This window comes from Nocardia sp. NPDC058640 (assembly GCF_042716995.1).
Taxonomy (GTDB): domain Bacteria; phylum Actinomycetota; class Actinomycetes; order Mycobacteriales; family Mycobacteriaceae; genus Nocardia.
Genome location: NZ_JBHXRG010000014.1, coordinates 48,355 through 73,499, shown reverse-complemented (window position 1 = coordinate 73,499; position 25,145 = coordinate 48,355). Strand labels below are relative to the sequence as shown.

Here is a 25,145-nt window from a genome sequence, read left to right as displayed (position 1 = left end):
GGGAATCAACATGTCACGCGCCGATATCATCACCGCCCAGGGCTTCCAGGACCACGACGTCATCTACACCTGGTACCGCTGTCGTGAAGAAGGCTGGGATGTCGACATCGCGACCAAGGACGGTCGTCCAGTCGATGGCAAGTACGGGACACCGCTACCTATGGACAAGACCGCCGGTCCGCTCGTGTCCTTCGACGATCTCGACGTCGACGAGTACGACGTTGTGCTGCTCACCGGAGGCCACGAAGCCCCCGACCGCGTTCGCCAAGACAAGCGCGCCACCGGATTTGTCGCCGAGATGGACAAAGCAGGCAAAGTCGTAGCAGGTCTGTGCCACGGCCCCTGGATCATGGTCAGTGCCGGCGTGCTGAAGGACCGTAAGGCATGCGCCTACATCGGGCTGCGCGACGACGTGATCAATGCAGGTGCCGACGTGGTCGATGCCAGCGTCATCGTCGACGGCAACATCATCACCTGCTCCTACTACGCCTATGTCGGTGAGTTCATGCGCACGGTGTTCGAGACCGCCAACAAACTGGCTGCCGCGTGACCGGCGACCGCGGGTCGCGACTCTTGCTGTTGGACTTCGACGGCGTCATCGCCGACTCCGTCGAGGAATGCCTCGCGGTCACCTGGTTCGCCGACAGACCAAGTGAATCCGATGTACCGCTGGCACAGCAGTTCTCGGCGGTCCCCGAAGTGTTTCGCGCGCGCTTTCATCAGTTGCGTCCCTTCGCTCGCACACTCGATGACTTCTTCGTCGCCAAGGCTGACTCCGACTACCCGGTCCGGCGCCAGTCAGACTTCGACGCACTCAAAGCAACCCAGCCCGAGACCGATCGGCAGGCTTTCACCACGGCGGCGACGGCGTTGCGCCACCGTTGGCGCACCGGTCAACGGCAGCAATGGTTAGACACACACACCATCTTCGATGGTGTTGCCGAGGTCCTGCAGCGGTACTCCGGTGACGTGTTCGTTATCACTGCAAAGGACGCCGAGTCCAGCATCGAGATCCTCGAGCACTTCGGATTGGACAAGCACGTGGCCGGTGTCGTTGGGGATGTGAGTGACAAGGGCATGGCAGCGCGCTGCCTGAGCCTGGGGCGCGGCGTCGCCTTCGCGGAGGCGGTATTCATCGACGACAACCTGACCAATGTCGCTCGGGTTCGATCAGCTGGAATACCCAGTCGCTGGGCACGCTGGGGATGGACCTCACCCGAACACGACGCAGTCGCGGCCGCACAAGAAATCGACTCGATCGACCTTCACGAACTGGACGGACTATGAGCGCCTGCCCGGCTTGATCGACCGGTGGCCTGTGCCATTTTCCTGATGTAGCCCCAATGGTGCGGGGACCTTCCGAGGTAGTTGGAACACGCCAGTTGCAGCGCCGACCTAGGAGTTCCCCGCTCATTGGGCACACCTCGTGCCGTGACGGGCCGTTCAACGGCCAGCACTGAGACAGCCGTCGTGAGCCGCGGCGACGCTGGCGGCCAGAATGAGGGACATGGCAGTGGACAAACCCCCTTCTCTGGACCTTCTACGGACGTTCCTTGCGGTCTATCGAACAGGAACGTTCACCGGTACCGCCAAGCTCCTCGACATCACTCAACCCACTGTCACCAACCATATCGGGACACTGGAACGGCAATTGGGCCGTGAACTGTTCGAACGAGGCGCGGCCGGAGTCACGCCCACCGCATACGCCCACGAGATGACCATCGCGTTCGGTGATCATCTCGACCATATCGACCGGTTCTTCCTCGACGAGTTCACCGACTCCCCGTCGATGCGGACGATCCACCTCGGTGGACCGCCCGAATTCACTGCCGGCTGCCTGATCCCAGCGCTGACCGGGCTCGACACTGAGGCCTTCCCCCGCATTGAAATGGCCTTCGGTCTGGCCGACGACCTCATCGCCGACCTGGCCATCGGTCATCTGGATTTGGTCGTGTCCACCATCCGGCCGCGCGAACCCGGTGTCACCGCCTGGCCCATCGCCGACGAGGAATTCTGGCTCGTCGGAGCGCCCCTGATCGCTCCACAGTCGCCCGGCCTGGACGTTATCCGGCAGCTGCCGGTTGTCACATTCAGCCGCACGTTGCCGCTGGTGCGCCGATATTGGACGACGGTATTCGACCAACAACCCGACCTGCGCGTAGCCGCGGTATTACCCAACTTGTTCGCTGTGAAGTCAGCAGTGATACATGGAATGGGTATGAGCGTTTTGCCCAGTTACCTCGTTTCTAGCGAGGTAACTGCTGGCACTTTGGTCCGTATCCATGACCCCGATGTCCCACCGATCAACACGTTGTTTCTGGCGGGTCGAACAGCGGAACTGAGCAGAAAGTCTCGGCTACGAGCCGTTGCCGCCACGATCGTCGAGGCAGTCAAGAGGCATCAAGCTGCCATAACACCGTGACGGCGGCTGCAATCGATAGGGCCGCTACGCGCCTTTGGGGGGGTGACGATGGATCGATCGAGGGCATAAACAAACTGATCGGCCTCACCGAAGGTTCACCGATACAGTCGATTTCGGCTACACCCCGTACTTCATCTCGGCCGCGAATGATGCCGTGGCCAACGGGAGCCACCGATATCAAGGGGATCACAACACATGAGCAACGGACGCGTTCTGTTCATCCTGACCAGCCACGACGACCTCGGCGGAATCCGCAAGACCGGCTTCTACGTCAACGAGGCCGCACACCCCTGGAAGGTTCTCACCGAGGCCGACTACCTCGTGGACCTGGCCTCGGTCAAGGGTGGAGTTCCGCCGCAGGACGGTCGTGACGTCTCCGATGCCGACCAAGAAGCGTTCCTGAGCAACCCGCATATCGCTCAGCAACTCGCCAACACCAGCACCGTCACCGACTACGACCCGGCCGACTACGACGCCGTCGTCTACATCGGCGGCCACGGCACCGTGTTCGACTTCCCCGGCAACAAGGCCCTGGCCCAGTTCTCGGCACGGGTCTATGACAACGGCGGCGTAGTCGCAGCGGTCTGCCACGGCCCTGCGGGCCTGCTCGACATCACTCTCTCCGACGGCAGCTACCTCGTCGCCGGAAAGAACGTCACCAGCTTCACAAACGAGGAAGAGGCCGCGGTCGGTCTCACCGACGTCGTTCCGGTGCTACTCGAAACGGCCCTCAACGACCTCGGTGCCGTCCACCACCCGGCACCGAACTTCACCGACAACGTCATCGTTGACGGTCGTCTGGTCACCGGGCAGAACCCTGCTTCGGCCACCAGCCTCGGCGAAGCCATCGTCAAGGTGCTCGCAAATCGCTGACCGCACACAACGCCCTAACCAGCTCAGATTCAGCACCACGTTATTTGGGTCCGCGGCGCCACCGACGCCGATAGACCGACCTGCCGAACCCCTCGACGAATGAGGGATTCCTGGCCGACGGAGTTTCAGCTTGCTGCGGATGACACGCTGTTGTCCGCGGCAAGCTGAAACGTCCTGTAGGACTCCGCACCGGCGGTGGATTATGCCGATGCGGCTCCGTTGGTTGTGTACAGCCGATCCCCCGGCTCTGCACCCGCCGAGCATCGGCATCCGCGAGAGGAGTTCTCGACGAAGCCTGCGCTCGGCGAAATGCAAGGGCACCGGACATGTCGCGTCGATCAAGCGACTTCGCATGTCGATGATGTCGTCGCCATCATCACCGAATAGCACCGGATACGCCCCCCCGATCCAGAGTCACCCGCTCGCAATGGATCTCGACAAAGCGTGATATCCAGGCGGCGACTAATCTCCGGTCGCGACCGGCCGCTTGGCATCGTTCGACCACTGCGAATACGAACCCGGATAGAGGGCGGCATCGATGCCTGCGACAGCCAGGGCAGCGATTTGATGGGCGGCGGTGACGCCGGAGCCGCAATACACCGCGACCGGGCCTTCGCCGAATCCCGCGAACCGATCACGCAGTTCTTCGGCGCTGCGGAAATGCCCTGTGCTGTCGAGGTTTTCGGCGGTCGGTGCGCTGACGGCGCCGGGGATGTGTCCGGGACGCGGGTCGATCGGCTCGACCTCGCCGCGGTACCGCTCCCCGGCCCGCGCATCCAGCAGCACGCCCGACCATTTCGCGGCGGCGTCCGCGTCGATCACCGGCAGGCCACCGGGACGCACCACCAGGTCGCCACCCACCGGGTCCGGTTCGGCGCCGGTCGCGAGTTCGCCACCCTTCGCGATCCAGCTGGGAAGGCCGCCGTCGAGGATGCGGACGTTCTCCACGCCCGCCCATCGCAACAGCCACCATGCTCGTGCCGCGGCCATGCCGCCGGTCGCGTCGTACACCACCACGGGCTGTCCTTCAGCCAATCCCCAACTGCGCGCACACTTCTCGAAGGTGCCGGGGTCGGGCAGTGGGTGCCTGCCACGAGCGGGCGAGGGCGCGGCGGCCAGCTCGGTTTCCAGGTCGACGAACACCGCGCCCGGAATGTGGCCGTCGAGATAGTGCTGGGGACCGTTGGGGTCACCCAGCGCCCACCGCACATCGAGCAGGTGAATATCGTTGTCCACCAGCTCTTCTCGCAGCTGCGCCGAAGAAATCAACACCTCGCCCACTACCCATCCTCCCAGCCTGCCCCACCTGCGAAACCGTTCCCGACACCCTACGCGCCGCCAGTGCGATAACTGGACCGTTCAGCACCCCCACCGATCAGTCCACTTTCGCGCGACTGGCAGGCGACGACCACCCTCGCGTGCGGCAATATCGACATAATGTCGCAGGTCTCCACCCCCTCCCCCGCTGTCGCCGACAAACCGGCGGGCATCGCGCAGCCGCTGGGCGCGGGCGCGATCACCGCACTGGTCGGCTTCACGAGTTCGTTCGCGGTGGTGCTGAGCGGTTTACGCGCGGTCGGCGCAACCCCCGCGCAGGCCGCGTCGGGGTTGCTGGTGCTGTGTTTCACGCAGGGCATCGGCATTCTGCTGCTGAGTTTCCGGTACCGGATCCCGATCACGCTGGCCTGGTCGACGCCCGGTGCCGCCCTGCTCGCCAGCACCGGACTGGTCGCGGGTGGTTGGCCCGGTGCGGTCGCGGCCTTCGCGGTGACCGGCGTGCTGATCGTGATCACCGGGCTGTGGCAGCGGCTCGGTTCGCTGGTCGCCGCGATTCCCGTGCCGATCGCGCAGGCGATGTTGGCGGGCGTGCTGCTCCCGCTCTGTCTGGCTCCGGTTCAGGCACTGCGCACCTCGCCGGCGGTGGTCGTTCCGGTGATCCTGGTGTGGCTGGTGCTGCAACGATTCGCACCCAAATGGGCGGTGCTCGTCGCCTTCGCGACCGCAGCTGTCGGCACCGGGATCGATATCGCCGTCAACAGCAAGTACTTGGATCTGTCCGCCATGGTCCCCACGGTCGAATTGACTGTGCCCCAATGGCATTGGCAAGCCATCATCGGCATCGCCATCCCGCTCTACATCGTCACCATGGCCTCGCAGAACATCCCTGGCGTGGCGGTGATGCGCTCGTTCGACTTCCAGATCCCTTGGCGCCCAGCCATGCTTGTCACTGGCGTCGGCACCATCGTGGGCGCGGCAGCGGGCGGGCACGCGATCAACCTCGCCGCCATCAGCGCCGCCCTGGCCGCCGCCCCCACCGCCAGCCCCGACCCGAAACGTCGCTGGATCGCCGCAGCCACCGCGGGTGCCGCCTACCTGATCCTGGGTCTGGCTTCCGCCGCCCTGGTCACCCTCATCGCGGCCGCCCCCGCGGGCACCATCGAAACCGTCGCAGGTCTGGCGCTACTGGCCACCCTCGCCGCGGCCCTGACCGGCGCTCTCACCGACCCCACCCACCGCATGGCCGCCCTGGTCACCTTCCTCGTAGCCGCCGCAGGCACCACCCTCTTCGGCATCGGCGGTGCCTTCTGGGCTCTGATCGCAGGCCTGGTCGTCCGCCGCGTCCTCCCACCGACACCTGGCCATCCGACTCCGGACGACAAGGTGATCGACCCGATCAACACTGCGGAGAAGGGCCGGTGAAGCACAACGCGTGCCAGCCCCCCGCACGATGCAGCGGCGTCGAGATCGCCCCGACTACCTCAACTCGGACCCGCCAACCGGTCCAGTAGCGGACCCGTGCGCGGACCCACCAACTCGCGCATGACCAGAGCCATATTCGTGCGTTCGACGCCGGGGATCTTCAAAATCGCGCCTGCGATGCGGTAGAGATCGTCGGCGTCGCGGGCGACGATCCGGACGGTGAGGTCCGTGGCCCCGGTCATGCCACACACCTCGGTGACCTCGGGAACGTCAGCCAGGTGCTCGACCACCGCGTCGAGTTGATGTTGGTCGACCACGACCGCCACGAACGCAGCAAGGGGGTAACCCAGCGCGCGAGGTTCCACTCGACGTTCGAAGCTGCCGAGCACACCACCGGTATCCCAGCGGGCCAGGCGCGCCTGCACCGTGTTGCGCGACAAACCCAGCCGCGCCGCCAGTTCCACCCCGGTGGCGCGGGGGTTGGCGATCAACTCACGTAGCAGTCGCGCGTCGGTGGCGTCCAGGGTGACCTCGGGTTCGCGACTGGTCATACAACGCAGTATGCCAGCGCCGCACCCCACCAGACCGTGCATTCTGCTCACCTGTGCGCGCCTCACTTGCGCACCTCGCGTAATCGTGGATGCTGAGTGATACACGTCGCATCAGCGAGTGGCGTACCTGCATCGGCTCACAAGGCACGGTGGCGAGGAGGCGATCACGATGTCGCAAAAGATGTCGCAGAAGCAGACCTACCCGGTCCAGCTGGTTCAGCCCGACGGTCGTCGGGTGTTCGACCGAGAGCACGGCGCCCTGGTCGCCGATATCGATGCGCCGCGGTTGCGGCAGCTGTATCGGGACATGGTGATCACCCGCCGCATCGACGTCGAAGCCACCGCCCTGCAACGTCAGGGCCAGCTCGGATTGTGGCCGCCGCTGTTGGGGCAGGAGGCCGCGCAGGTCGGCTCGGCGCACGCGCTGCACCCCGACGACTACGCCTTCTGTTCCTACCGCGAAACCGCCGTCGCATTCTGCCGCGGCGTGCCACCCGAGCAGCTCACAGCCCTGTGGCGCGGCGTTTCCCACCACTGCTGGGACCCCGACGAGTTCAACATGACCAATGCCAACATCGTCGTGGGCTCGCAGGGTTTGCACGCCACCGGCTACGCCTACGCCGCACACTTGGACGGCGCCGACATCGCCACCATCGCCTATTTCGGTGACGGCGCGACCAGTCAGGGCGACATCGCCGAGGCACTCGGATTCGCCGCGGCCTGGAGCGCGCCGGTGGTGTTCTTCTGCCAGAACAACCAGTGGGCGATCAGCGAACCGGTCGCCGTCCAAAGCCATATCCCGCTGGTGCGCCGCGCCGACGGCTACGGCATTCCGGGCGTGCAGGTCGACGGCAACGATGTGCTGGCCGTGTTGGCCGTGACCCGCCAGGCCGTCGAACGCGCCCGCACCGGCGGCGGCCCCACCTTCATCGAGGCGATGACCTACCGGATGGGCCCACACACCACCGCCGACGACCCGACCCGCTACCGCACGGCCGCCGACACCGAGTACTGGGCGCACCGCGACCCGATCGAACGCGTGCGGCTGCTGCTGGAACGCGAAGGCGACCTGTCCCCCGAGGTCGTCCAGCAGGTGACCGCGCAGGCCGACGACGTCGCCGCCCGGCTGCGCGCCGCGACCGTATCCATGCCCGACCCCGACCCGCGACGGATGTTCGACAACGTCTACGCGACCGAGCATTCACTGATGACGCAACAGCGCCAACAGCTTTCGGACTACCTCGCCGAAGGAGCGCAGTCATGATCACCACCTTCGCCGCCGCCCTCAACACCGGCCTGCGCCGCAGCATGGAAGACGACGCCAAAGTCGTGCTGCTGGGCGAGGACATCGGCCGGCTCGGTGGTGTGTTCCGCGTAACCGACACTCTGCAAAAGGATTTCGGCGACAACAGGGTCATCGACACGCCGCTGGCCGAATCCGGCATCGTCGGAACAGCTTTCGGCATGGCCTTGCGCGGGTATCGGCCGGTGGTGGAGATCCAGTTCGACGGATTCGTGTATCCCGCGTTCGACCAGATCGTGTCCCAGGTCGCCAAGATCCACTACCGCACCGGCGGAAAGGTGCAGGCTCCCTTGACTATTCGAATTCCATTCGGTGGCGGGATCGGCGCGGTGGAACACCATTCGGAATCACCGGAGGTGTATTTCGCGCATACCGCGGGCCTTCGCGTTGTATCACCGAGTACGCCCGCCGACGCGTATTCGATGATCCGTCAGGCCATTTCACTAGATGACCCCGTTATCTTCTTCGAACCGAAACGTCGCTATTGGGACAGAGCCGACGTAGATTTCGAAGGCGAACCGGATCTGCCATTGCACAAGGCCAGGGTCTGCACCCGCGGCGCCGACGCCACTGTCGTCGCCTACGGGGGCACCGTCGCCACCGCGCTCACCGCGGCGAAAATCGCTGCCGAGGAAGGACATTCGCTCGAAGTGATCGACCTGCGCAGTCTGTCCCCTCTCGATGTCGACACGATCGCGGAGTCGGTGGACAAGACCGGCAGGCTGGTCATCGTGCACGAGGCGCCGGTATTCGCGGGCCTTGGCGCCGAGATCGCCGCGCGGATAACCGAGCGCTGCTTCTATCACCTGGAAGCGCCGGTGCTGCGCGTGGGCGGCTACGACATCCCCTATCCCCCGGCTAAGCTCGAAAAGCACCACCTGCCCGACCCCGACCGCATTCTGGCGGCGGTCGACCGCTGCCTAGCCGCATGAAAGGTGCCCCTGTGCCGGAGGAACCAGCCGCCACCGACGACGGTCACGTTCTCGAATTCCGCCTTCCCGACCTGGGCGAAGGCCTGGCCGACGGCGACCTGGTGTCCTGGGCCGTCGCGGTCGGTGACACGGTGGAACTGAACCAGACCATCGCCGAGGTGGAGACCGCGAAGGCGGTGGTCGCGCTGCCGTCGCCGTTCTCCGGGGTGGTGGTGGAGCTGCTGGCCCAGCCCGGCGACACGGTGCCGGTCGGGGCGCCGCTGATCCGGGTGCGCAACGACCTCGAGGTGACCGCGCCGCGCACCGATGTGCTGGTCGGCTACGGCCCCGAAGCCGAAACGACTTCGCGCAGAAGGAAATCCGTGCCGTCGATGGCATCGAACACCCCGAGCACCCACCGCGCCGCCGCGACTCCGGCAGCCCGCAAACTGGCCAAGGAACTCGGCATCGACCTGTGGTTCGTCGCGGGTTCGGGTCCCGAAGGAGCGGTCACCGTCGAAGACGTGCGGTCCGCTGTCCCGGTGACGCAACCGCGCACCCCCGCCCGCCTCGGCGCGATCGCCCCGGCGCCCTCGAACGGCCACGTCACCGACGCCGACGGTCTCATCGAGCCGACCGCCCGCGAAGAACGCACCCCCATCACCGGCATCCGCAAACGCACCGCCGCCGCGATGCTGGCCAGTGCGCGCACGATCCCGCAGGCCAGCACGTTCGTCACCGTCGACTGCACCGCGTCGATGGAACTGCTCGACCACCTGCGCACCACCAAATCCTTCGAGGACCTCACCCTCACCCCGCTGGCCCTGGTCGCCAAGGCGACACTCGCGGCGATCGCGGAATTCCCGGGAATCAACACCGCCTGGGATGAACAGAACCAGGAAATCGTCACCAAACACTTTGTGAATCTGGGCATCGCGGTCGCCTCGGACCGCGGCCTGATGGTCCCCAATCTCAAAGAGGCGCAAGCGCTGAGCCTGCGCGAACTGTGCCGCGAAATCAGCTGGGCCGCCGACACCGCCCGCTCCGGCAACGCCACCCCCCACGACCTACGCGGCGGCACCTTCACCCTCACCAACATCGGCGTCTTCGGCGTGGACACCGGCGTCCCCCTGGTAAACCCCGGCGAAGCCGCCATCCTGTGCCTCGGCTCGATCCGCAAGCGCCCCTGGATATTCCGCGACGAACTCGCCATCCGCTGGATCACCACCCTCGGCCTGAGCTTCGACCACCGCATGATCGACGGCGAACTGGCCGCCCGCTTCCTAGCCACCACCGCCGGTTTCCTCGAGGACCCATTGACCCTGCTCAGCCGCATCTGAGTGATATATCCGACCCGCAACCGCGACGAAACATAATGCTCATGCGCTGTAAAAAACGGGGTCTACAACTCGTTGTATGAGTGAGGCACATCCCGTCGACACCCGGCTGCCGTTCGCGCGGCAGTTGGCCTTCGGCATTCAGCACGTCCTGATCATGTACACCGGTTGCATCACCGTGCCGCTGGTTTTCGGTGCGGCCGCGGGGCTGGATCGGGCGACGATCGGGCTGTTGATCAGTGCTGATCTGCTGGTCGCGGGCATTATCACGCTGGTGCAGAGCCTCGGGGTGGGCAAGCTGGCGGGTGCGCGGTTGCCGATCGTGTGTGGGGCCACGTTCGTCGGGTTGAATCCGATGATTCTGATCGCCAAGGAATACGGTCTGGACGCGGTGTACGGGTCGATGCTGATCGGTGGTGTGGTCGGTGTGGCGTTGGCGTGGCCGTTCGCGCGGGTGGTGCGGTTCTTCCCACCGCTGGTGACCGGGACCGTGCTGACCGTGGTGGGTGTGTCGCTGATCGGGGTCGCCGGGGGGCTGATCATCGGGACCAACCCGAAGTCGCCGAGCTTCGCGTCACCGTCGAATATCGCGCTGGCCGCGGTGGTCGTGCTGATCGCGGTCGGGTTCGTGTGCCTGGGACGCGGTGTGTTCTCGCAGCTCGGTGTGCTGATCGCGCTGGTCGCCGGCATTGCGATCGCGCTGCCGATGGGTCTGATCACCACCGCGGGCGTCGGTAGCGCCAGCTGGATCGGGATTCCGCAGCCGTTCCACTTCGGGTCGCCGCAGTTCCCGGTGACCGCCGTGGTGGCGATGAGCATCGTGATGGCGGTGGTGTTCGCCGAGTCGACCGCGAGCATGTTGGCGATCAGTGAGATCACCGGAAAGCAGCTCAGCAGAGGCGATCTCGCGCGCGGCCTGGTCGGCGACGGGCTGTCGGGTGTGCTCGGCGGCATCTTCACCGCGTTCGTGGACACGATCTTCAACCAGAACGTCGGCGCGGTCTCCACGACCAGGGTGTACAGCCGGTATGTGACCGCGGTCAGTGGCGCGATCCTGGTGGTGTTGGGGCTGGTGCCGCGCATCGGTGAAGTGGTGGCGGTGATTCCGAAGCCGGTGGTCGGCGGTGTGGGGCTGGTGCTGTTCGCCACGGTCGCGGTCGTGGGTGTGACCACGTTGCTCAAAGCCGATCTGACGGACAAGGTGAACGCGACCGTGGCCGCAACCGCCATCGGTGTCGGGCTGCTGCCGGTGTTCACCAAGGACATGTTCGACAAGTTCCCCACGTCGGCGCAGATCCTGCTCGACAGCGGCGTCACGCTCGGCGCGGCTACTGCTTTCCTGCTGAACCTGGTCTTCAACCACACCCGTCTGGGCACCATGGCCCGCGCGTCCAAGACCTCCGCGCCCGTCGAGGTCGAATCGGCTTCTGCCCAGCCCGTCTCGCCGGCGACCGCCTGATTCCGACGTCGACCGCCGGTTCTTCATCAACCTGTAAAGAACCGGCGGAATTCCGGCGTTCGCCGAGTTCAGCGAAGGTTGCATACATGAGAACCGGTCGGTTTGCTCGAAAAAGTTCGGCGAGGTAGCGGCGAGATCGCTCGATTCCTGCCACCATGGTCGGAAGCCATCGGTCACGACCCGCTGACCGGTGGAGTTCTACGCGGAGATCCGGCGATGGCGCAACTGATGTACTTCAAGAAGATTCGTGACGACCTCACCGAGGTCGAATACGTCTGGGGACCGAGTCGAGAACAACTCGACTCGTCGCTGGTGATCGACAAAACCACCTTCGCCGCACTCCCCGGACCGCCCGGGTACTCCCCCGCGGGGCAGATCATCCTGCGTGCGCGCCGCGGGAGTGACTGGCCGGAAGTCGGAGTTATTACCTCGTAAGTTCCGCCGCGGCGGCGCGCACCACATCGGGGATCGCCACCGGTTTGCGGGTGTCGGCGTCGACATAGACGTGGACGAATTCGCCCGTCGCCGCGAGCTCTAGACCGGCCTCGCCTTCGCGGAAGATCGCGAGGTCGTAGGTGATGCTCGAGTTGCCGAGGCGGGCGATGCGCAGGCCCACCTGCAGCTGATCGGGGAAGCTGATCGACCCGACGAACTTGCACGAGGTCTGCGCGACCACGCCCAGCGCGGGCAGCGCGGTGATGTCGGTGCCGGTGGCGCGCATCAGCCAGGCGTTCACGGCGGTGTCGAAGTAGGAGTAGTAGGTCACGTTGTTCACGTGGCCGTATTGGTCGTTGTCGGCCCACCGGGTCGGCATCGGCCACAGGACGGGATAGCTCATGCCTCCGCCTCGCTGGCGCTCGGCTGCGGCATGCGCTCCGCGCGCTGCCACATGGTTCTCTCGCTTCGCTCGCTCACTAGGCCATCATGCCGCGCTGCGGTGCCGGTGGTCGCGCGGGCTCACCCCGAAGTGTCGTTTGAAGGCGGTGCTCAGGGCGAAGGCGCTGCCGTATCCGACCTGGTGGGCGATGGATTCCACGGTCGAATCGGACTCCGCGAGCAGATCCGCGGCCAACGACAGCCGCCACTCGGTCAGGAACGTCATCGGCGGTTCGCCGACCAGTTCGGTGAACCGGCGGGCCAGCGCCGCGCGCGACATGCCGACCGCGTCGGCCAGCGCGACCACCGTCCATGGGTGCGCCGGATTGTGTTGCAGCAGACGCAAAGCCTTGCCTACTAGGGGGTCGCTGTAGGCGTGGTACCAGGCGGGGGCGTCGTCGCGGGCGAACCAGGCGCGTAGTGCGGCGATGAGCAGCAGGTCGAGCAGGCGATCGAGGACGGCGGTTTGGGCGGGTAGGTCCTTGGTCGCCTCGTCGACGAGCAGGTCGAGCAGCCGCGCGTCGAGCTCACCGCGTGGCAGCACCGCGACCTGCGGGAGCGCGCGCAGCAACCGCCTGCTGACCGCGCCCGCCGATTCGTAGGTGCCGGTGATCATCAGCGTCTCACCGTCGGGATCGGTGCCCCATTGCCGAACCCCGAGATTCAGTGTCTCGCACAGGATTTCGCCATCGGGTGTGGTGGTCACCTGCCCCGGCTGGATGACGATCTGCGGTTCGGTGCCCGGATCATCAGCCACCGTATACGGCTGCGGCCCACGAAAAACCGCGACATCGCCCGCAACGAGCTGCCGCGGCGGCGCGGAATCGGTACTGACCCAAGCCTTTCCGCGAATCGTCGCAAGTACCGTGAGCGGCGCCTCGTCCTGCACACGCAGCGACCACGGTGGGTTCAACAGCGAACACATGAGAAACGCACCCCGGGCGCGAGGACCTTCGAGCAGACCGGCTAACGCATCCACCTGTTCCACAGTAGACGAAACCCGGAGACGGCAGCGCATGTTCGTGAGCGGCACAGCGATGTCGCCGACGCCCGCGCGGCGGTGTACTTATCTCATGACGAACACAGCCTCTCACCAGCAGCTTTCCCTCATCACCGGCGCGACGGGCAAGACCGGTAGCCGGGTCGCGGCGCTCCTCGAAGCCGACGGGCACCCGGTTCGCCGCGGTTCGCGCACCGCCGAGATCCCCTTCGACTGGACCGACCGCGGCACCTGGGCGCCCGCTCTGACCGGCGTCGACTCGGTCTACCTCGCCTTCCAGCCCGACCTCGCGGTGCCCGGCGCCCCCGACGTCATCCGCGCGTTCACCGCCGCGGCCCGGTTCGCGGGCGTGCGCTCGGTGGTGTTGCTGTCGGGTCGCGGCGAACCCGAAGCGCTGGAATGCGAGGAGATCGTGCGGAATTCGGGTCTGCGCTGGACCATCGTGCGCTGCTCCTTCTTCGCCCACAACTTCAGCGAAGGCGCCTTCGTCGACGATGTTCTCGCCGGCGCGGTGGCACTGCCCAATGGGGATGTGCCGGAACCGTTCGTGCACGTCGACGACATCGCCGAGGTGGCGGCCGCCGCCCTCACCGACCCCCGCCACGAAGGCCAACTCTACGAACTCACCGGCCCACGCGCCCTGTCCTTCGCCGACGCGGTAGGCGAGATCGCCGCGGCCACCGGTCGCGAGATCGCGTTCATCCCCGTCACCCGCCCGGAATTCGTTGCGGCACTGAGCGATTACCAGGTCCCGACGACGTGATCAGCCTGCTGGACTACCTGTTCGGCACCATCCTCGACGGTCGCAACACCGCCACCGCCGACGGCGTACGCCGCGCGTTGGGCCGCGAGGCACGCGATTTCACCGACTACGCCAAGGAAACCGCCGCCACCGGAGCCTGGACACCCCGATAACCGAGTTGGACCGTTGATCACCAGGCTTTCACGCAAACATCGCCCGAGAAGGAATCTGCACCAAAGCCTGGTGATCTTGAAATTTCCGAGCCGACCTGGGGTCACCGCACGCCCGGTACCGTCGAAGCGGTGAGTTCAGCGCAGATCGACCACCGTCTTCGCCGGGCCAGGGCGGCGGTGTTCGCGGCTTTCACGCTGAGCGGGGTGCTGCTGGCTCTCTGGGTGGTCCACATTCCGGCGATCATCGGCCGGACCGGGGTTTCGGTGTCCATGCTCAGCGTGTTGGTGCTGCTGATGGCGGCGGGCGCGCTGGTCGGGATGCGGTTGGCGGGCCCGGCCGCCGACCGGTTCGGCAGCCGCACCCTGGTCGCGGTGGCCGCGGCGGTCATTTCGGTGACGGTGCTCGGGCCCGGGTTGGCGACCGGTCCGGTGACCTTGGCGATCGCGCTGGTCTGCTTCGGGTTCGGCAACGGCGCGCTGGACGTGTCGATGAATGCCCAAGCGGTGCAGGTGGAACGGGCGTATCGGCGACCGATCATGTCCGCGTTCCATGCGATGTTCTCCGCGGGTGGGTTTCTCGGTTCACTGTTGGGCGCGGCTGCCCAGCACGCGGGGTGGGCGCCGGAACTGACGCTGACCTGTGCCACTATCGGCGGGTTGCTCATTACCGCAGCACTGGTGCCGCAGCTTGTCGGCGAATCGCCCTCGCCTACAGAACATTACGAGACTGACGCCTCATCACGGCTGCGCACAGAACGACACAATCGGACCCGCACAGTACTGACACTCGGGGGTATCGCGTTCGTGCTCCTGCTCGCGGAAGGCGTCGCCGCCGACTGGAGCGCACTGCAGGTTCGCGAACGCCTCGGCACCTCCGAAGCCGGCGCCGCCCTCGCCTTCGGCGCCTTCTCCGCCACCATGACCATCGGCAGATTCCTCGCCGACCGGGTGAGTGCAGCTCTCGGCCCTGTAGCCATCGTCCGCTACGGAAGTCTGCTCGCCGCAGCAGGATTCGCCGTAGCCATCGCCTCCCCTTGGCTGCCACTGACCCTGCTCGGCTGGGCGATGTGCGGTCTGGGCCTAGCAGGCGGAGTCCCTCAAATCTTCACCACCGCAGGCAATCTCGGCGGAAGCAAGGCCGCCACCGACATGTCCAGGGTCTTCACGATCGGCTACCTCGGCCTGCTCGCAGGCCCCACGGTAATCGGCTGGCTGGCCGCTATAGTCCCGCTCACCGCCACCCTGATCATCCCGCTGATCCTCACCCTGGCCTGCGCTGCCGCAGCCGACACGGTCACGCCTAAAAAGTAACTGCCACAACCGAATTCACACGATCAGAGATACATCCCCACCTCGGTCGAGTGCTCGATCGTCGACCGGATCTGGATTCCGCCATCGCGGTGGGCAACCAGTTCGGCGAGTGTCGCACCGTCCGGAAAACTCGACGCAGCCGAGACACTCTCCTGGCGGGCCAACCACTCGTGCGCTTCCGTCGCCGACAATCGCCCGACCTCGAGCTGGGCCAGACAACGCCCCGGCCGAACAACAGCAGGATGCAACCGCGAAAGATCCTCATTCGTGGTGATCGCGATCAACACCTTCCGCCCCTGCCCCAACATCCCGTCGGTGAGATTCAGCAACCGCGAAAGCTTCTGCCCCGCAGCCTCTTTAGCCTCACCGCGGATCAACTCATCACAGTCCTCGAGCACGAGCAGCCGCCACCGACCGTCCTCGTCGTCCCCATCAGCCCCCGCCGCGACCTCCATCAAATACCCAGGATTGCTGAACAATTCCTCCGGATCGACCACGCAGTCGACCTGACACCACGGCGACCACGACCGCGCCAACGCACGCAGCGCCGTCGTCTTCCCAGTGCCCGGCTCGCCGTGCAGCAACACCAACCGCCCCTTGATGTCGTCGACCCCCAGCCCCATCAACCGCTGCATCCCCGCAGCCACCGACGCCGTGTAGTTCCCCCGAATCTCCGCCCACGCGGGCGCCACGATCTGCCGACGTCGACGCGCGGGACGCCGAACGTCCATGTGCCAGAACCCCATCTCCACCGTCGCCTCGCTGTCACGTGACAGCGCTGCCCCCTCGGTAGCCGCGGCTAACACCTCCACTGCCAGCGAATCACTGACCGCCGTCACTTCGACGGTGGCCGATCCACTGGCCCACCGCACCGCCCGCAACGCCCAGCCCTCGCCCGCAGCGAGCAGCGCACTGCTGTCGTCATCGACCACCGAACGCACGATCCGCGAGTCGGCCGGCCGCAGCAACGCCTCCGGCCGCACCCGGTCCAGGTGTGCCTGGCGGGCGAACGGTTGATCGCCGCGCAGGAACGGTGCCAGCGCCAACGCGTCGATCGCGTCGCGGGTGGAATAGGTGGAGTCGATGGTCGCCGACCACGGAAACGACTCGCCCTGGTCCGGCGCCGGGCGCGGGGAGTCTACGAGGCGCAGCTGTTCATTACGTGTGGACACCGCGCCCATCATCGTGGTCGGCCGCGGGGAATGTCCAATGACTTACGGTGACCCATGCGACACCCCCGGTCGGAAAACTCGCTGGCACGGTGGTCCGATTCGTCGGTAACGTCGTAGTGTGACGTCCACCGCGCACGACCAGACCCCGCCGGATTCCTACGCGAAGGCAGGGCTCAAGGAATGGGTCGGCCTAGCCGTTCTCGCCCTGCCCACGCTGCTCATCTCGATGGACCTGAGCGTGCTCTACCTGGCCATCCCCCGCATCAGCGAAGCGCTGGAACCCAGCAGTTCGCAGCTGCTGTGGATCCTGGACATCTACGGCTTCCTGGTGGCCGGCTTCCTGATCACCATGGGCACGCTGGGCGACCGGATCGGCCGCCGCAAACTGCTGATGATCGGTGCCCTGGCGTTCGGCGTGGCATCGGTGATCGCCGCGTACTCCACCAGCGCGAACATGCTGATCGGCACCCGCGCGCTGCTCGGTATCGCGGGCGCCACGCTGATGCCGTCCACCCTGGCGTTGATCCGCAATATGTTCCACGACGACCGTCAACGCACCACCGCGATCAGCGTGTGGATGACCAGTTTCATGGTCGGCATGGTGATCGGACCGCTGGTCGGTGGCGCGATGCTGGAGAACTTCTGGTGGGGTTCGGTGTTCCTGGTCGCGGTGCCCGCGATGGTGTTGCTGCTGGGCACGGGCCCGTTCCTGCTGCCCGAATACAAGGACCCCAACCCGGGCAAGCTCGACATTCTCAGCGCGTTGCTGTCGCTGCTGTCGGTGATGGCGGTGATCTACGGGATCAAGGAACTGGCCAAGGACGGCATTTCGATCGAATCCGTCGGTGTCCTGGCCGCCGGTCTGGCGTTGGGCACGGTGTTCGTGCTGCGGCAGCAGCGGCTGACCGATCCGCTGATCGACCTGCGCCTGTTCGGCAATGTGCGGTTCAGTGGGTCGCTGGTCGCGTTGATGGTCGCCATGCTCGCGATGGGCGGGCTGTTCCTGCTGCTGTCGCAGTATCTGCAGTTGGTCCTGGGTCTTTCCGCGTTCCAGGCCGGGCTGTGGACGGTGCCGCAGGCGCTGGCGATGGTCGTGGCGGCCGGTGTGGTGAGCGCGCTCGCGCCCAAGATCCGGCCCGCCTACCTGATGGCCGTCGGCCTGGTGATCGCAATGATCGGGTACGCGATCTTCACGCAGCTGTCCGGCCACGACGACCTCGCGCTGATCGTCACCGGCATGGTGGTGTTCTCGCTGGGCCTGAGCCCGATGTTCGTGCTCGGCCTCGACCTGATCGTGGGCGCGGTCGACCCGGCCCGCGCCGGCGCCGCCTCCGCCATTTCCGAAACGGGACAAGAGCTTTCGGCCGCATTGGGCGTCGCGGTGATCGGCAGCATCGGCACCGCGGTCTATCGCGGACAGATGACGGACCAGCTGCCCGCCGGACTGCCACCGGAGATCGCGCACACCGCCGAGGACACCCTGGCAGGCGCCCTGCACGTCGCGGCGGCACTGCCGGAAGCCCTCAGCGCCGAGTTGACCACGATCGCCCGCGAGGCCTATACCCATGCGCTACAGGTGAATTCGGTTGTCGGCATCGGCCTCACGGCCATCGCTGCCGCGTTGGTAATGGGCCTGCTTCGACACATCCCCGCCCCCAACGAGACGGCTGTAGCGACCGCCGACGTGGACTGACCGCAGTCGGTCGAACGGTCGGCTCAGCGCTATCGCACCGACCCTGCTGACACCAACCGAGCGGAAAAGCTTCCAGTGACCACCGGTCTGCTCATCGACCTCAGTCCGCTGCGGACATCGCGCTCCTTCCGGTACGCGTTCGCGGCGCGACTGGTGTCGGTGCTGGGCATCGGGCTGCTCATGGTGGCCCTGCCGCTGCAGGTCTACCAGTTGACCGGTTCGAGCCTGCAGGTCGCCGGGGTCGCCACGACCACCGCGGCGGCGCTGTTCGTCGGCAGTCTCGCGGGCGGTGTGGTCGCCGACCGGTACGACCGTCGCACGGTGATCCAGTGTGCACGCAGTGCCGCGGGCATCGGTTTCCTGATGCTCGGGGTGAATGCTGTGCTGCCGGAACCGATGCTGTCCGCGATCTATCTCGCCGGTGTCATCGACGGCCTCGCGGGCGGGGTGAGCGGTTCGGCGTTGATGGCCATGGTGCCTGCGTTGGTCGGCCGGGAGAAGGTGGCCGCCGCGGGCGCGCTGGTCTCGCTGACCACCGATCTCGGCACGATGATCACCCCCGCGATCGCCGGTCTGCTCGTCGCGAAAACCGGGGTGGCCTCGGCCTATTTCCTCTGCGCGCTGGCCACCACCGCGACCGTCGGGTTGATCACCGCGATCGGGCCGTCGCCGCCATCTCGGCGTGACTTGCAGAACCCGTTGCGCGAGTTGGGTTCCGGGATCTGCTTCGCGATGCGCCACGAATCCATTCGCCTCATCCTGCTGACCGGGCTGATCGGGATGCTCGTGAGCGGGCCGCTGGTGCTGCTGCCTGCCTTCGCCGATGTCGAACTCGACGCGGGGCCGGGCACGCTCGGCCTGCTCTACGCGGCACCCGGTGCCGGTGCGGTGCTCGGCACGCTCACCAGCGGATGGATGAGTCGCGTGCAAACCGGTCGGGCACTGCTCGTTTCGCTGACGTTGATGCCGGTCGGGGTGATCGCGGCCGGACTGTGGGCGCACGCGGCGCTGGTGTTCCTCGGACTGGCCGGGTTCGGCCTGGCCAAAACCGTGAACATGGTGCTGCGCTACGCCATGCTGCAGCGGGCCGCTCCCGATGAAATGCGGGGGCGCATGTCGGGTCTGCTGATGGTGCAGTCGGTCACCGGCACCGCCGTGGGGTCCATGGTGGCCGGATTCGTCGGCCAGATATTCGCCCCCGGACTCGCGCTCGTGTACTACGGCGTGGCGGTCCTGGTACTCACCGGACTGATGGCGCTCGTCGCCGGGCCGCTGCGAAACAGTGAGGCCCCACCGTTCGCGTGAACGGCAGGGCCTCGGCTGTAATGCCTTGTCTTACAGTGCTTTCAGTTCCTCGGTGACAGCACCGACGGACTTCTTCGCATCGCCGAACAGCATCGACGTGTGGTCGGCGTAGAACAGCGGGTTGTCGATGCCGGCGAAGCCGGAGTTCATCGAGCGCTTGAGCACGATGACGCTCTTGGCCTGGTCGACGTTCAGGACCGGCATGCCGTAGATCGGGCTCGACTTGTCGTCGCGGGCGGCCGGGTTGGTGACGTCGTTGGCGCCGATGACCAGGACAACGTCGGTGCGGTTGAATTCACCGTTGATGTCGTCCATTTCCTTCATCGCGTCGTACGAGACCTCGGCCTCGGCCAGCAGCACGTTCATGTGACCGGGCATGCGACCGGCGACCGGGTGGATCGCGTACTTGACCTCGACGCCCTTGGCCTCGAGCAGCAGCGCCATCTCCTTGACCGCGTGCTGGGCCTGGGCCACGGCCATGCCGTAACCGGGGACCACGATCACCTGGTTGGCGTAGGCCATCTGGATCGCGGCGTCGGCGGCCGAGGTCGCCTTGGCGGTCTTGGCTTCGCCGTCACCCGAGGACGCGACCGCGCCGCCGCCACCGAAGCCACCGGCCACGATCGCGGGGATGGAGCGGTTCATGGCCTTGGCCATCAGGTTGGTGAGAATGGTGCCGGACGCGCCGACGATCATGCCCGCCACGATCATCGCGGTGTTGTTCAGCGCCAGACCGGCGGCCGCGGCCGACAGACCGGTCAGGGCGTTGAGCAGCGAGATCACGACCGGCATGTCCGCGCCACCGATGGGCAGCACGACCATCAGGCCCAGCACACCGGCGAACAGCAACAGCGCGATCATCCACAGCTGCGACACACCACCGTTGTCGGCGCCCAGGCCGATCACCACGGCGCACACGACCGCACCCACGAGCAGCAGCAGGTTCAGCGGCTGCTGCAAACGACCGACGGTGATCGGCTTGCCCGACAGGATCTCCTGCAGCTTCGCGAAGGCGATGATCGAACCCCAGAAGGAGATCGAACCGATCACCGCGGCGAACAGCGAACCGATGATGATGTGGATCGTGGGCTCGGAGTGCAGGTCGGAAAACCCTGCGCTGTCGACGAATTCGGCCCACGCGATCAACGCGACGGTGCCACCACCGACACCGTTGAACGCCGCGACCAGCTGCGGCATCTCGGTCATCTTGGTGCGGATGGCGGGCGGAACACCCAGTGCCACACCGACAATGAGACCGGCGGCGATGAGAATCCAGTTGAGCAGGGCGGCGTGGCGCACCGAGATCAACGTGGCGGCAACGGCCAACGCCATACCGACAGCGGCGATCTGGTTGCCGCGCACGGCGGTCTTCGGGCCGGTGAGACCCATCAGGCCGTAGATGAACATGGAGAAGGCCACGATGTAGAGGCCGTTGACCAGGTAGGTCATGTTGTCGACTGCGTGCATCACTCGGCCGCCTTCTTCTTACCCTTGAACATGCCGAGCATGCGGTCGGTGACCACGAAACCACCGATGACGTTCAGCGTTCCGAACACCACGGCGACGAACAGGATCACCTGCACCAGCAGGGAGGGGTCCTTCACATTGCCCAGGGTCACCAGCGCGCCGAGCACGACGATGCCGTGAATGGCGTTGGTGCCCGACATGAGTGGGGTGTGCAGGGTGTTGGGGACCTTGGAGATCACCGCGAAGCCCACGAAGCCGGACAGCACGAGGATCGCGATATTGGCGAGAAGTTCGGTGTACATCAGGCTTCCACCTCACGGGTGACACAGGAATCGGCGAGCACCTGATCTTCGAAATCGGGCGCCAGCTTGCCGTCGACCAGCATCAGTTCCAGCAGCGCCGAGATGTTCTTCGAGTACAGCTCGGACGCGTGCTCGGGCATCGTGGCGGGCAGGTTCAGCGGCGAGGCGATGGTGACCTCGTGCTTGACCACGGTCTCGCCGGGCTCGGTGAGTTCGCAGTTACCGCCGGTCTCACCGGCCAGGTCGATGATCACGCTGCCGGGCTTCATGCCCTCGACAGCGGCGGCGGTGACCAGGCGCGGCGCGGGACGACCCGGCACCAGCGCGGTGGTGATCACGACATCGAAACCCTTGATGGCGTCTTCGAGTGCCTTCTGCTGCTGGGCCTTCTCGTCCTCGGTGAGTTCGCGGGCGTACCCACCCTCACCGGCGGCGTCGATGCCAAGGTCAAGCCACTGCGCACCGACCGAGCGCACCTGATCGGCGACCTCGGGACGCACGTCGTAACCGGTGGTCCGGCCGCCGAGACGCTTGGCTGTTGCCAGCGCCTGCAGACCGGCGACACCGACACCGAGCACCAGCACGGTGGCCGGCTTCACGGTGCCCGCGGCGGTGGTGAGCATCGGGAAGAAGCGGGTCGACTCCGACGCGGCGAGCAGCACGGCCTTGTAACCGGCCACGTTCGCCTGCGAGGACAGGGCGTCCATCACCTGCGCGCGCGAGATGCGCGGAATCGCCTCGACCGCGAAAGCCTGCACACCGGCGGCCTTGAGCGCACCGATCTGGTTCTCGGCATTGCGCGGGGCGAGGAAACCGATCATGGTCTGCCCGGACGACAGCTTGGCCACCTCGGCGTCGCTGGGCGGGGCGACCTTGACCACGACTTCGGCCGACCACGGGTCACCGATGGTCGCGCCCGCCTCTACATAGGCAGCGTCGGGAATGAGCGCGCCGAGACCCGCACCGGCTTCCACGATCACCTGCACACCCTGCTTGGACAGGGCGGGGATGATCTTGGGCACCAAGGCGACTCGCCGCTCACCCGGGCCGGACTCGCGAACGACTCCGACACGCGCTCCGCGCGGCGAACCCTCGCCCACGTTTTGCGTTGTCTCCACTAGTCAGACTTCCTTCTCGTGCTGGCTTCGAGCCTGGGAACAACAGGTCAGCCGACGTTACCCGTGAGTAAGTTCAACTGAAATCCCGGCAACTGTACTCGGCTCGCGGTGAGCCTAGTCGAGATGCCCGTCACAACGGAGAACTGGACGCAGGACCACAAAACGGACACCCTGCCCTGATCAGCCGTGACAACGGCCTCCCGACTCGGCGGGCACCGATCGGCACCCGCGCTGAAGATTCGTCGCCGCTGGTAGGGGCGCACAAGACCGCACATCATCGTCGGTTACTTACCTCGACGTCCGACTCCTGGTCGGGCTCCGCCGAATCGGACGATACGTGATGTGCCTCATGAAGCCCGCACCGTCGGGCTATTGCGCGACCCAGCTCACACCGTAGGGTCGACGCTGTGAACGACTGCGCCTTCTGTCTGATCGTGGCGGGTGCCGCTCCGGCGACCATGATCTACTCCGATGACGCGGTCTGCGCGTTCCTCGACATCCGCCCCATCACCCGCGGCCATACCCTGATCGTGCCCAAGGTCCACGCGACCGAGCTCGACGATCTCGACCCCGACCTGGGCGCGCGACTGTTCCGCACCGGCCACCGACTCGCGCGCGCCCTGCGCGTGAGCGGACTCGCCAGTGACGGCGCCAATCTCATTCTCAACGACGGCACCGCGGCCTTCCAGACGGTGGGGCACGTCCACTTGCACGTGGTTCCGCGCAAACACGGGGACAAGCTGGCCTTCGCGAAAGGTTTCCTGTTGCGTCGTCCGCACGAACCGACGTCGACCGCGGCGGCGATCCGTGCGGGCCTGTCCGCGTTGGATCAGACGGGGCCACAATCGAATACAGCGGGGCGGCCGGCGGGCCCGGAGGCGGTAGCGAAGCGTGACCACGCAGGGCCTTCGGCCGTCCCGCCATTCAATACAGCAGAAGGAGCACAGGGATGACCCCGACGCCGGGCCGCGAACAACTCACCGATCTGTTGGCCCAGCAGTGGGAGATGATCGGCCTGCTGGTGGCCGACCTCGACGAAAAGGCTTGGCGCCGACCGTCTCCGCTGCCCGGCTGGACCCTGTTCGACGTGGTCGCGCACGTGATCGGCACCGAGTCCTGGCTGCTCGGTCAGACGCCGCCGCCGCATGATCCGTTGCGCCCCAAGGCCGATGTGCGCACGTTGCCGCATGTGCGCAACGAAGTCGCGGTGCTGAACGAGATCTGGGTCGACCGGTTGCGGCCGCTGTCGGGCAAGCGGCTGCTCGCGCTGTTCGACGAGACCACCGAGCGTCGACGGGCCGCACTGGCCGCGATGGACGACGATGCCTGGCAGGCCTCGACCGTGTCGCCGGTCGGACAGGTGCCCTACGGGCGGTTCATGCGGGTGCGGCTGTTCGATTGCTGGATGCACGAATTGGACCTCGCCGACGGGATCGGTCGCAGTGTGACCGAAGGTGGGGCGCGGGCCGAGGCGGCGTTCACCGAGTTGACGCTGGGACTGGGTCGTGCGGTCGTGAAGGGGGCGAAGGCGCCGGACGGTTCGTTGATCACCCTCGATCTGATCGGGCCGGTGACCAGGCAGGTTCACCTGGCGGTAGATGGTGGGCGTGGGTCGGTGCTGGAAACCGCGGACCGTGAAGCTACCGCTGTAATCCGTTTGGACTCCGGTCTTTTCGCGCGACTGCGTGGTGGGCGGACCACTCCCGACGCGCACCCCGGCGAGGTTGTTCTCGAGGGCGATACGGCGCTCGGGGAACGGCTCGTGCGGAATCTGGCGTTCACCATCTGATGCGGCTTTTCCTGGCGTCGTACAGGTTCGGGGGTTTCGCGGATCGGCTCGTGGGGCTCGTGGGTGCGCCGGGGCGGGTCGCGGTGATTCCCAATGCTTGCGACGCGTGGCCTGATGCGTGGTCGTCGGCGGTGATCAGCGATGTGAAACCCCTTGAACAGCAGGGTTATTCGCCAGAGGTTCTCGATCTGCGCGAGTACGTCGGGCAGCCTGCGCGACTGGAACGGCACCTGCGCCAGTTCCCGATGGTCTGGGTGCGTGGCGGCAACACTTTCGTCCTGCGGGCCCAATTCGCCCGCAGTGGTGCAGATTCCGTGCTGTCTGAGTTGTTGCGCGAGGATGCGCTGGTCTACGCCGGGTACAGCGCGGGCGCGTGTCTGCTCGGACCCGACCTACACGGGCTGGAAACCATGGACGACCCCGCCGAGGTATTACCCGCCACCGGCATCGAACCCCAGTGGGACGGACTGGGATTGGTCGATCGTCGACTGGTAGTCCACCTCGACTCCCCCACCGACCCCGAGGGTGACGCCGCCGAGATGCTGGCGCACTGTGTGGCCGAAGGCGTCCCGCACTGGGCGCTCACCGACAACGATGTGGTGCTGGTAGACGGTGATCACACCGAGGTGCTGCGGTCCTGA

At 66.2% G+C, this 25,145-nt stretch carries 23 protein-coding genes and 2 pseudogenes; 17 read left to right on the top strand and 8 right to left on the bottom strand.

Annotated features, from left to right (window positions below; genetic code table 11):
• Positions 1-10 precede the first annotated feature (10 nt).
• The 4 genes from ACFWU5_RS17325 (at position 11) to ACFWU5_RS17310 (ending at position 3,295) form a co-directional block, all read left to right on the top strand.
• Complete coding sequence (locus tag ACFWU5_RS17325; RefSeq protein ID WP_379267909.1) at positions 11-550, top strand: type 1 glutamine amidotransferase domain-containing protein; 540 nt, start codon at positions 11-13, stop codon at positions 548-550.
• On the top strand, positions 547-1,287 hold the full coding sequence (locus tag ACFWU5_RS17320) for an HAD family hydrolase (RefSeq protein WP_379267908.1): 741 nt from the start codon (positions 547-549) through the stop codon (positions 1,285-1,287). The genes ACFWU5_RS17325 and ACFWU5_RS17320 overlap by 4 nt, the downstream gene beginning before the upstream one ends.
• Positions 1,288-1,507: 220 nt before the next feature.
• Complete coding sequence (locus ACFWU5_RS17315) at positions 1,508-2,422, top strand: LysR family transcriptional regulator (RefSeq protein WP_379267907.1); 915 nt, start codon at positions 1,508-1,510, stop codon at positions 2,420-2,422.
• 195 nt (positions 2,423-2,617) lie between these two features.
• On the top strand, positions 2,618-3,295 hold the full coding sequence (locus tag ACFWU5_RS17310) for a type 1 glutamine amidotransferase domain-containing protein (protein WP_379267906.1): 678 nt from the start codon (positions 2,618-2,620) through the stop codon (positions 3,293-3,295).
• Between the two features lie 462 nt (positions 3,296-3,757).
• Here ACFWU5_RS17310 and ACFWU5_RS17305 read toward each other — a convergent pair whose 3' ends face one another.
• Complete coding sequence (locus ACFWU5_RS17305; RefSeq protein ID WP_379267934.1) at positions 3,758-4,564, bottom strand: sulfurtransferase; 807 nt, start codon at positions 4,562-4,564, stop codon at positions 3,758-3,760.
• A 168-nt stretch (positions 4,565-4,732) separates the two neighbouring features.
• Between ACFWU5_RS17305 and ACFWU5_RS17300 the strand changes: the two genes are divergently transcribed.
• Positions 4,733-5,995, top strand: a complete 1,263-nt coding sequence (locus tag ACFWU5_RS17300; RefSeq protein ID WP_379267905.1) for a benzoate/H(+) symporter BenE family transporter — start codon at positions 4,733-4,735, stop codon at positions 5,993-5,995.
• 59 nt (positions 5,996-6,054) lie between these two features.
• Here the strand turns inward: ACFWU5_RS17300 and ACFWU5_RS17295 are convergent, their stop codons facing one another.
• Complete coding sequence (locus ACFWU5_RS17295) at positions 6,055-6,546, bottom strand: Lrp/AsnC family transcriptional regulator (RefSeq protein WP_379246496.1); 492 nt, start codon at positions 6,544-6,546, stop codon at positions 6,055-6,057.
• Between the two features lie 181 nt (positions 6,547-6,727).
• Between ACFWU5_RS17295 and pdhA the strand changes: the two genes are divergently transcribed.
• From pdhA to ACFWU5_RS17270, 5 genes are all read left to right on the top strand, one after another.
• Positions 6,728-7,810 carry a pyruvate dehydrogenase (acetyl-transferring) E1 component subunit alpha gene (gene pdhA / locus ACFWU5_RS17290; RefSeq protein ID WP_379267933.1) on the top strand — a complete coding sequence of 361 codons (1,083 nt, stop codon included), beginning with the start codon at positions 6,728-6,730 and terminating at the stop codon, positions 7,808-7,810.
• Positions 7,807-8,781, top strand: a complete 975-nt coding sequence (locus ACFWU5_RS17285) for an alpha-ketoacid dehydrogenase subunit beta (RefSeq protein WP_379267904.1) — start codon at positions 7,807-7,809, stop codon at positions 8,779-8,781. Before pdhA ends, ACFWU5_RS17285 begins: the two co-directional genes overlap by 4 nt.
• Before the next feature lie 11 nt (positions 8,782-8,792).
• The gene (locus ACFWU5_RS17280) at positions 8,793-10,100 is read left to right on the top strand and encodes a dihydrolipoamide acetyltransferase family protein (RefSeq protein WP_379267903.1); all 1,308 of its coding nucleotides are present in this window, start codon (positions 8,793-8,795) and stop codon (positions 10,098-10,100) included.
• A 76-nt stretch (positions 10,101-10,176) separates the two neighbouring features.
• Positions 10,177-11,556 carry a uracil-xanthine permease family protein gene (locus ACFWU5_RS17275; RefSeq protein WP_379246489.1) on the top strand — a complete coding sequence of 460 codons (1,380 nt, stop codon included), beginning with the start codon at positions 10,177-10,179 and terminating at the stop codon, positions 11,554-11,556.
• A gap of 216 nt (positions 11,557-11,772) precedes the next feature.
• Positions 11,773-11,991, top strand: a complete 219-nt coding sequence (locus tag ACFWU5_RS17270) for a hypothetical protein (protein ID WP_379246487.1) — start codon at positions 11,773-11,775, stop codon at positions 11,989-11,991.
• Here the strand turns inward: ACFWU5_RS17270 and ACFWU5_RS17265 are convergent.
• Positions 11,981-12,394, bottom strand: coding sequence for an acyl-CoA thioesterase (locus ACFWU5_RS17265; protein ID WP_379246485.1), 414 nt, complete (start codon positions 12,392-12,394; stop codon positions 11,981-11,983). The genes ACFWU5_RS17270 and ACFWU5_RS17265 overlap by 11 nt on opposite strands.
• An 84-nt stretch (positions 12,395-12,478) precedes the next feature.
• Positions 12,479-13,411 carry an AraC family transcriptional regulator gene (locus ACFWU5_RS17260; RefSeq protein WP_379267902.1) on the bottom strand — a complete coding sequence of 311 codons (933 nt, stop codon included), beginning with the start codon at positions 13,409-13,411 and terminating at the stop codon, positions 12,479-12,481.
• A 94-nt stretch (positions 13,412-13,505) separates the two neighbouring features.
• On the opposite strand from ACFWU5_RS17260, the pseudogene ACFWU5_RS17255 reads away from it, so the two are divergent.
• Together ACFWU5_RS17255 and ACFWU5_RS17250 are read left to right on the top strand one after the other, a co-directional pair.
• Positions 13,506-14,347, top strand: a pseudogene (locus ACFWU5_RS17255) (NAD(P)H-binding protein).
• A 129-nt stretch (positions 14,348-14,476) separates the two neighbouring features.
• Positions 14,477-15,658 carry an MFS transporter gene (locus tag ACFWU5_RS17250; RefSeq protein WP_379267901.1) on the top strand — a complete coding sequence of 394 codons (1,182 nt, stop codon included), beginning with the start codon at positions 14,477-14,479 and terminating at the stop codon, positions 15,656-15,658.
• Positions 15,659-15,681: 23 nt separating this feature from the next.
• On the opposite strand, the gene ACFWU5_RS17245 is transcribed toward ACFWU5_RS17250, so the two are convergent.
• Positions 15,682-16,839: a DUF5925 domain-containing protein gene (locus tag ACFWU5_RS17245; protein ID WP_379267932.1), complete on the bottom strand. Its 1,158-nt coding sequence runs from the start codon at positions 16,837-16,839 to the stop codon at positions 15,682-15,684.
• 109 nt (positions 16,840-16,948) lie between these two features.
• Between ACFWU5_RS17245 and ACFWU5_RS17240 the strand changes: the two genes are divergently transcribed.
• Positions 16,949-18,523, top strand: a complete 1,575-nt coding sequence (locus ACFWU5_RS17240; RefSeq protein ID WP_379267900.1) for an MFS transporter — start codon at positions 16,949-16,951, stop codon at positions 18,521-18,523.
• A 75-nt stretch (positions 18,524-18,598) separates the two neighbouring features.
• A complete protein-coding gene (gene entS / locus ACFWU5_RS17235) occupies positions 18,599-19,828 on the top strand; it encodes an enterobactin transporter EntS (protein WP_379267899.1) in 1,230 nt (409 codons plus the stop codon).
• A 30-nt stretch (positions 19,829-19,858) separates the two neighbouring features.
• On the opposite strand, the gene ACFWU5_RS17230 is transcribed toward entS, so the two are convergent.
• The 3 genes from ACFWU5_RS17230 to ACFWU5_RS17220 are packed head-to-tail and all read right to left on the bottom strand — an operon-like array spanning position 19,859 to position 22,715.
• Positions 19,859-21,277, bottom strand: a complete 1,419-nt coding sequence (locus ACFWU5_RS17230) for an NAD(P)(+) transhydrogenase (Re/Si-specific) subunit beta (RefSeq protein ID WP_379246578.1) — start codon at positions 21,275-21,277, stop codon at positions 19,859-19,861.
• Positions 21,278-21,294: 17 nt separating this feature from the next.
• Positions 21,295-21,597: an NAD(P) transhydrogenase subunit alpha gene (locus tag ACFWU5_RS17225; RefSeq protein WP_056818017.1), complete on the bottom strand. Its 303-nt coding sequence runs from the start codon at positions 21,595-21,597 to the stop codon at positions 21,295-21,297.
• The gene (locus ACFWU5_RS17220) at positions 21,597-22,715 is read right to left on the bottom strand and encodes a Re/Si-specific NAD(P)(+) transhydrogenase subunit alpha (RefSeq protein ID WP_379246459.1); all 1,119 of its coding nucleotides are present in this window, start codon (positions 22,713-22,715) and stop codon (positions 21,597-21,599) included. Before ACFWU5_RS17220 ends, ACFWU5_RS17225 begins: the two co-directional genes overlap by 1 nt.
• A gap of 407 nt (positions 22,716-23,122) precedes the next feature.
• Between ACFWU5_RS17220 and ACFWU5_RS17215 the strand changes: the two are divergent.
• The 3 genes and pseudogenes from ACFWU5_RS17215 to ACFWU5_RS17205 form a co-directional block, all read left to right on the top strand.
• Positions 23,123-23,539 (top strand): annotated as a pseudogene (locus tag ACFWU5_RS17215) (HIT family protein); the annotation flags it as partial.
• 125 nt (positions 23,540-23,664) lie between these two features.
• Positions 23,665-24,504: a maleylpyruvate isomerase N-terminal domain-containing protein gene (locus ACFWU5_RS17210; RefSeq protein ID WP_379267898.1), complete on the top strand. Its 840-nt coding sequence runs from the start codon at positions 23,665-23,667 to the stop codon at positions 24,502-24,504.
• Positions 24,504-25,145, top strand: coding sequence for a Type 1 glutamine amidotransferase-like domain-containing protein (locus tag ACFWU5_RS17205; RefSeq protein WP_379267897.1), 642 nt, complete (start codon positions 24,504-24,506; stop codon positions 25,143-25,145). The genes ACFWU5_RS17210 and ACFWU5_RS17205 overlap by 1 nt, the downstream gene beginning before the upstream one ends.

Coding starts and splice junctions, on each gene's coding strand:
- ACFWU5_RS17325 (WP_379267909.1), top strand. CDS start 11: ATGTCACGCGCCGATATCATCACCGCCCAGGGCTTCCAGGACCACGAC.
- ACFWU5_RS17315 (WP_379267907.1), top strand. CDS start 1,508: ATGGCAGTGGACAAACCCCCTTCTCTGGACCTTCTACGGACGTTCCTT.
- ACFWU5_RS17310 (WP_379267906.1), top strand. CDS start 2,618: ATGAGCAACGGACGCGTTCTGTTCATCCTGACCAGCCACGACGACCTC.
- ACFWU5_RS17300 (WP_379267905.1), top strand. CDS start 4,733: ATGTCGCAGGTCTCCACCCCCTCCCCCGCTGTCGCCGACAAACCGGCG.
- ACFWU5_RS17295 (WP_379246496.1), bottom strand. CDS start 6,546: ATGACCAGTCGCGAACCCGAGGTCACCCTGGACGCCACCGACGCGCGA.
- pdhA (WP_379267933.1), top strand. CDS start 6,728: ATGTCGCAGAAGCAGACCTACCCGGTCCAGCTGGTTCAGCCCGACGGT.
- ACFWU5_RS17285 (WP_379267904.1), top strand. CDS start 7,807: ATGATCACCACCTTCGCCGCCGCCCTCAACACCGGCCTGCGCCGCAGC.
- ACFWU5_RS17275 (WP_379246489.1), top strand. CDS start 10,177: ATGAGTGAGGCACATCCCGTCGACACCCGGCTGCCGTTCGCGCGGCAG.
- ACFWU5_RS17270 (WP_379246487.1), top strand. CDS start 11,773: ATGGCGCAACTGATGTACTTCAAGAAGATTCGTGACGACCTCACCGAG.
- ACFWU5_RS17265 (WP_379246485.1), bottom strand. CDS start 12,394: ATGAGCTATCCCGTCCTGTGGCCGATGCCGACCCGGTGGGCCGACAAC.
- ACFWU5_RS17245 (WP_379267932.1), bottom strand. CDS start 16,839: ATGGGCGCGGTGTCCACACGTAATGAACAGCTGCGCCTCGTAGACTCC.
- ACFWU5_RS17230 (WP_379246578.1), bottom strand. CDS start 21,277: ATGACCTACCTGGTCAACGGCCTCTACATCGTGGCCTTCTCCATGTTC.
- ACFWU5_RS17225 (WP_056818017.1), bottom strand. CDS start 21,597: ATGTACACCGAACTTCTCGCCAATATCGCGATCCTCGTGCTGTCCGGC.
- ACFWU5_RS17210 (WP_379267898.1), top strand. CDS start 23,665: ATGACCCCGACGCCGGGCCGCGAACAACTCACCGATCTGTTGGCCCAG.
- ACFWU5_RS17205 (WP_379267897.1), top strand. CDS start 24,504: ATGCGGCTTTTCCTGGCGTCGTACAGGTTCGGGGGTTTCGCGGATCGG.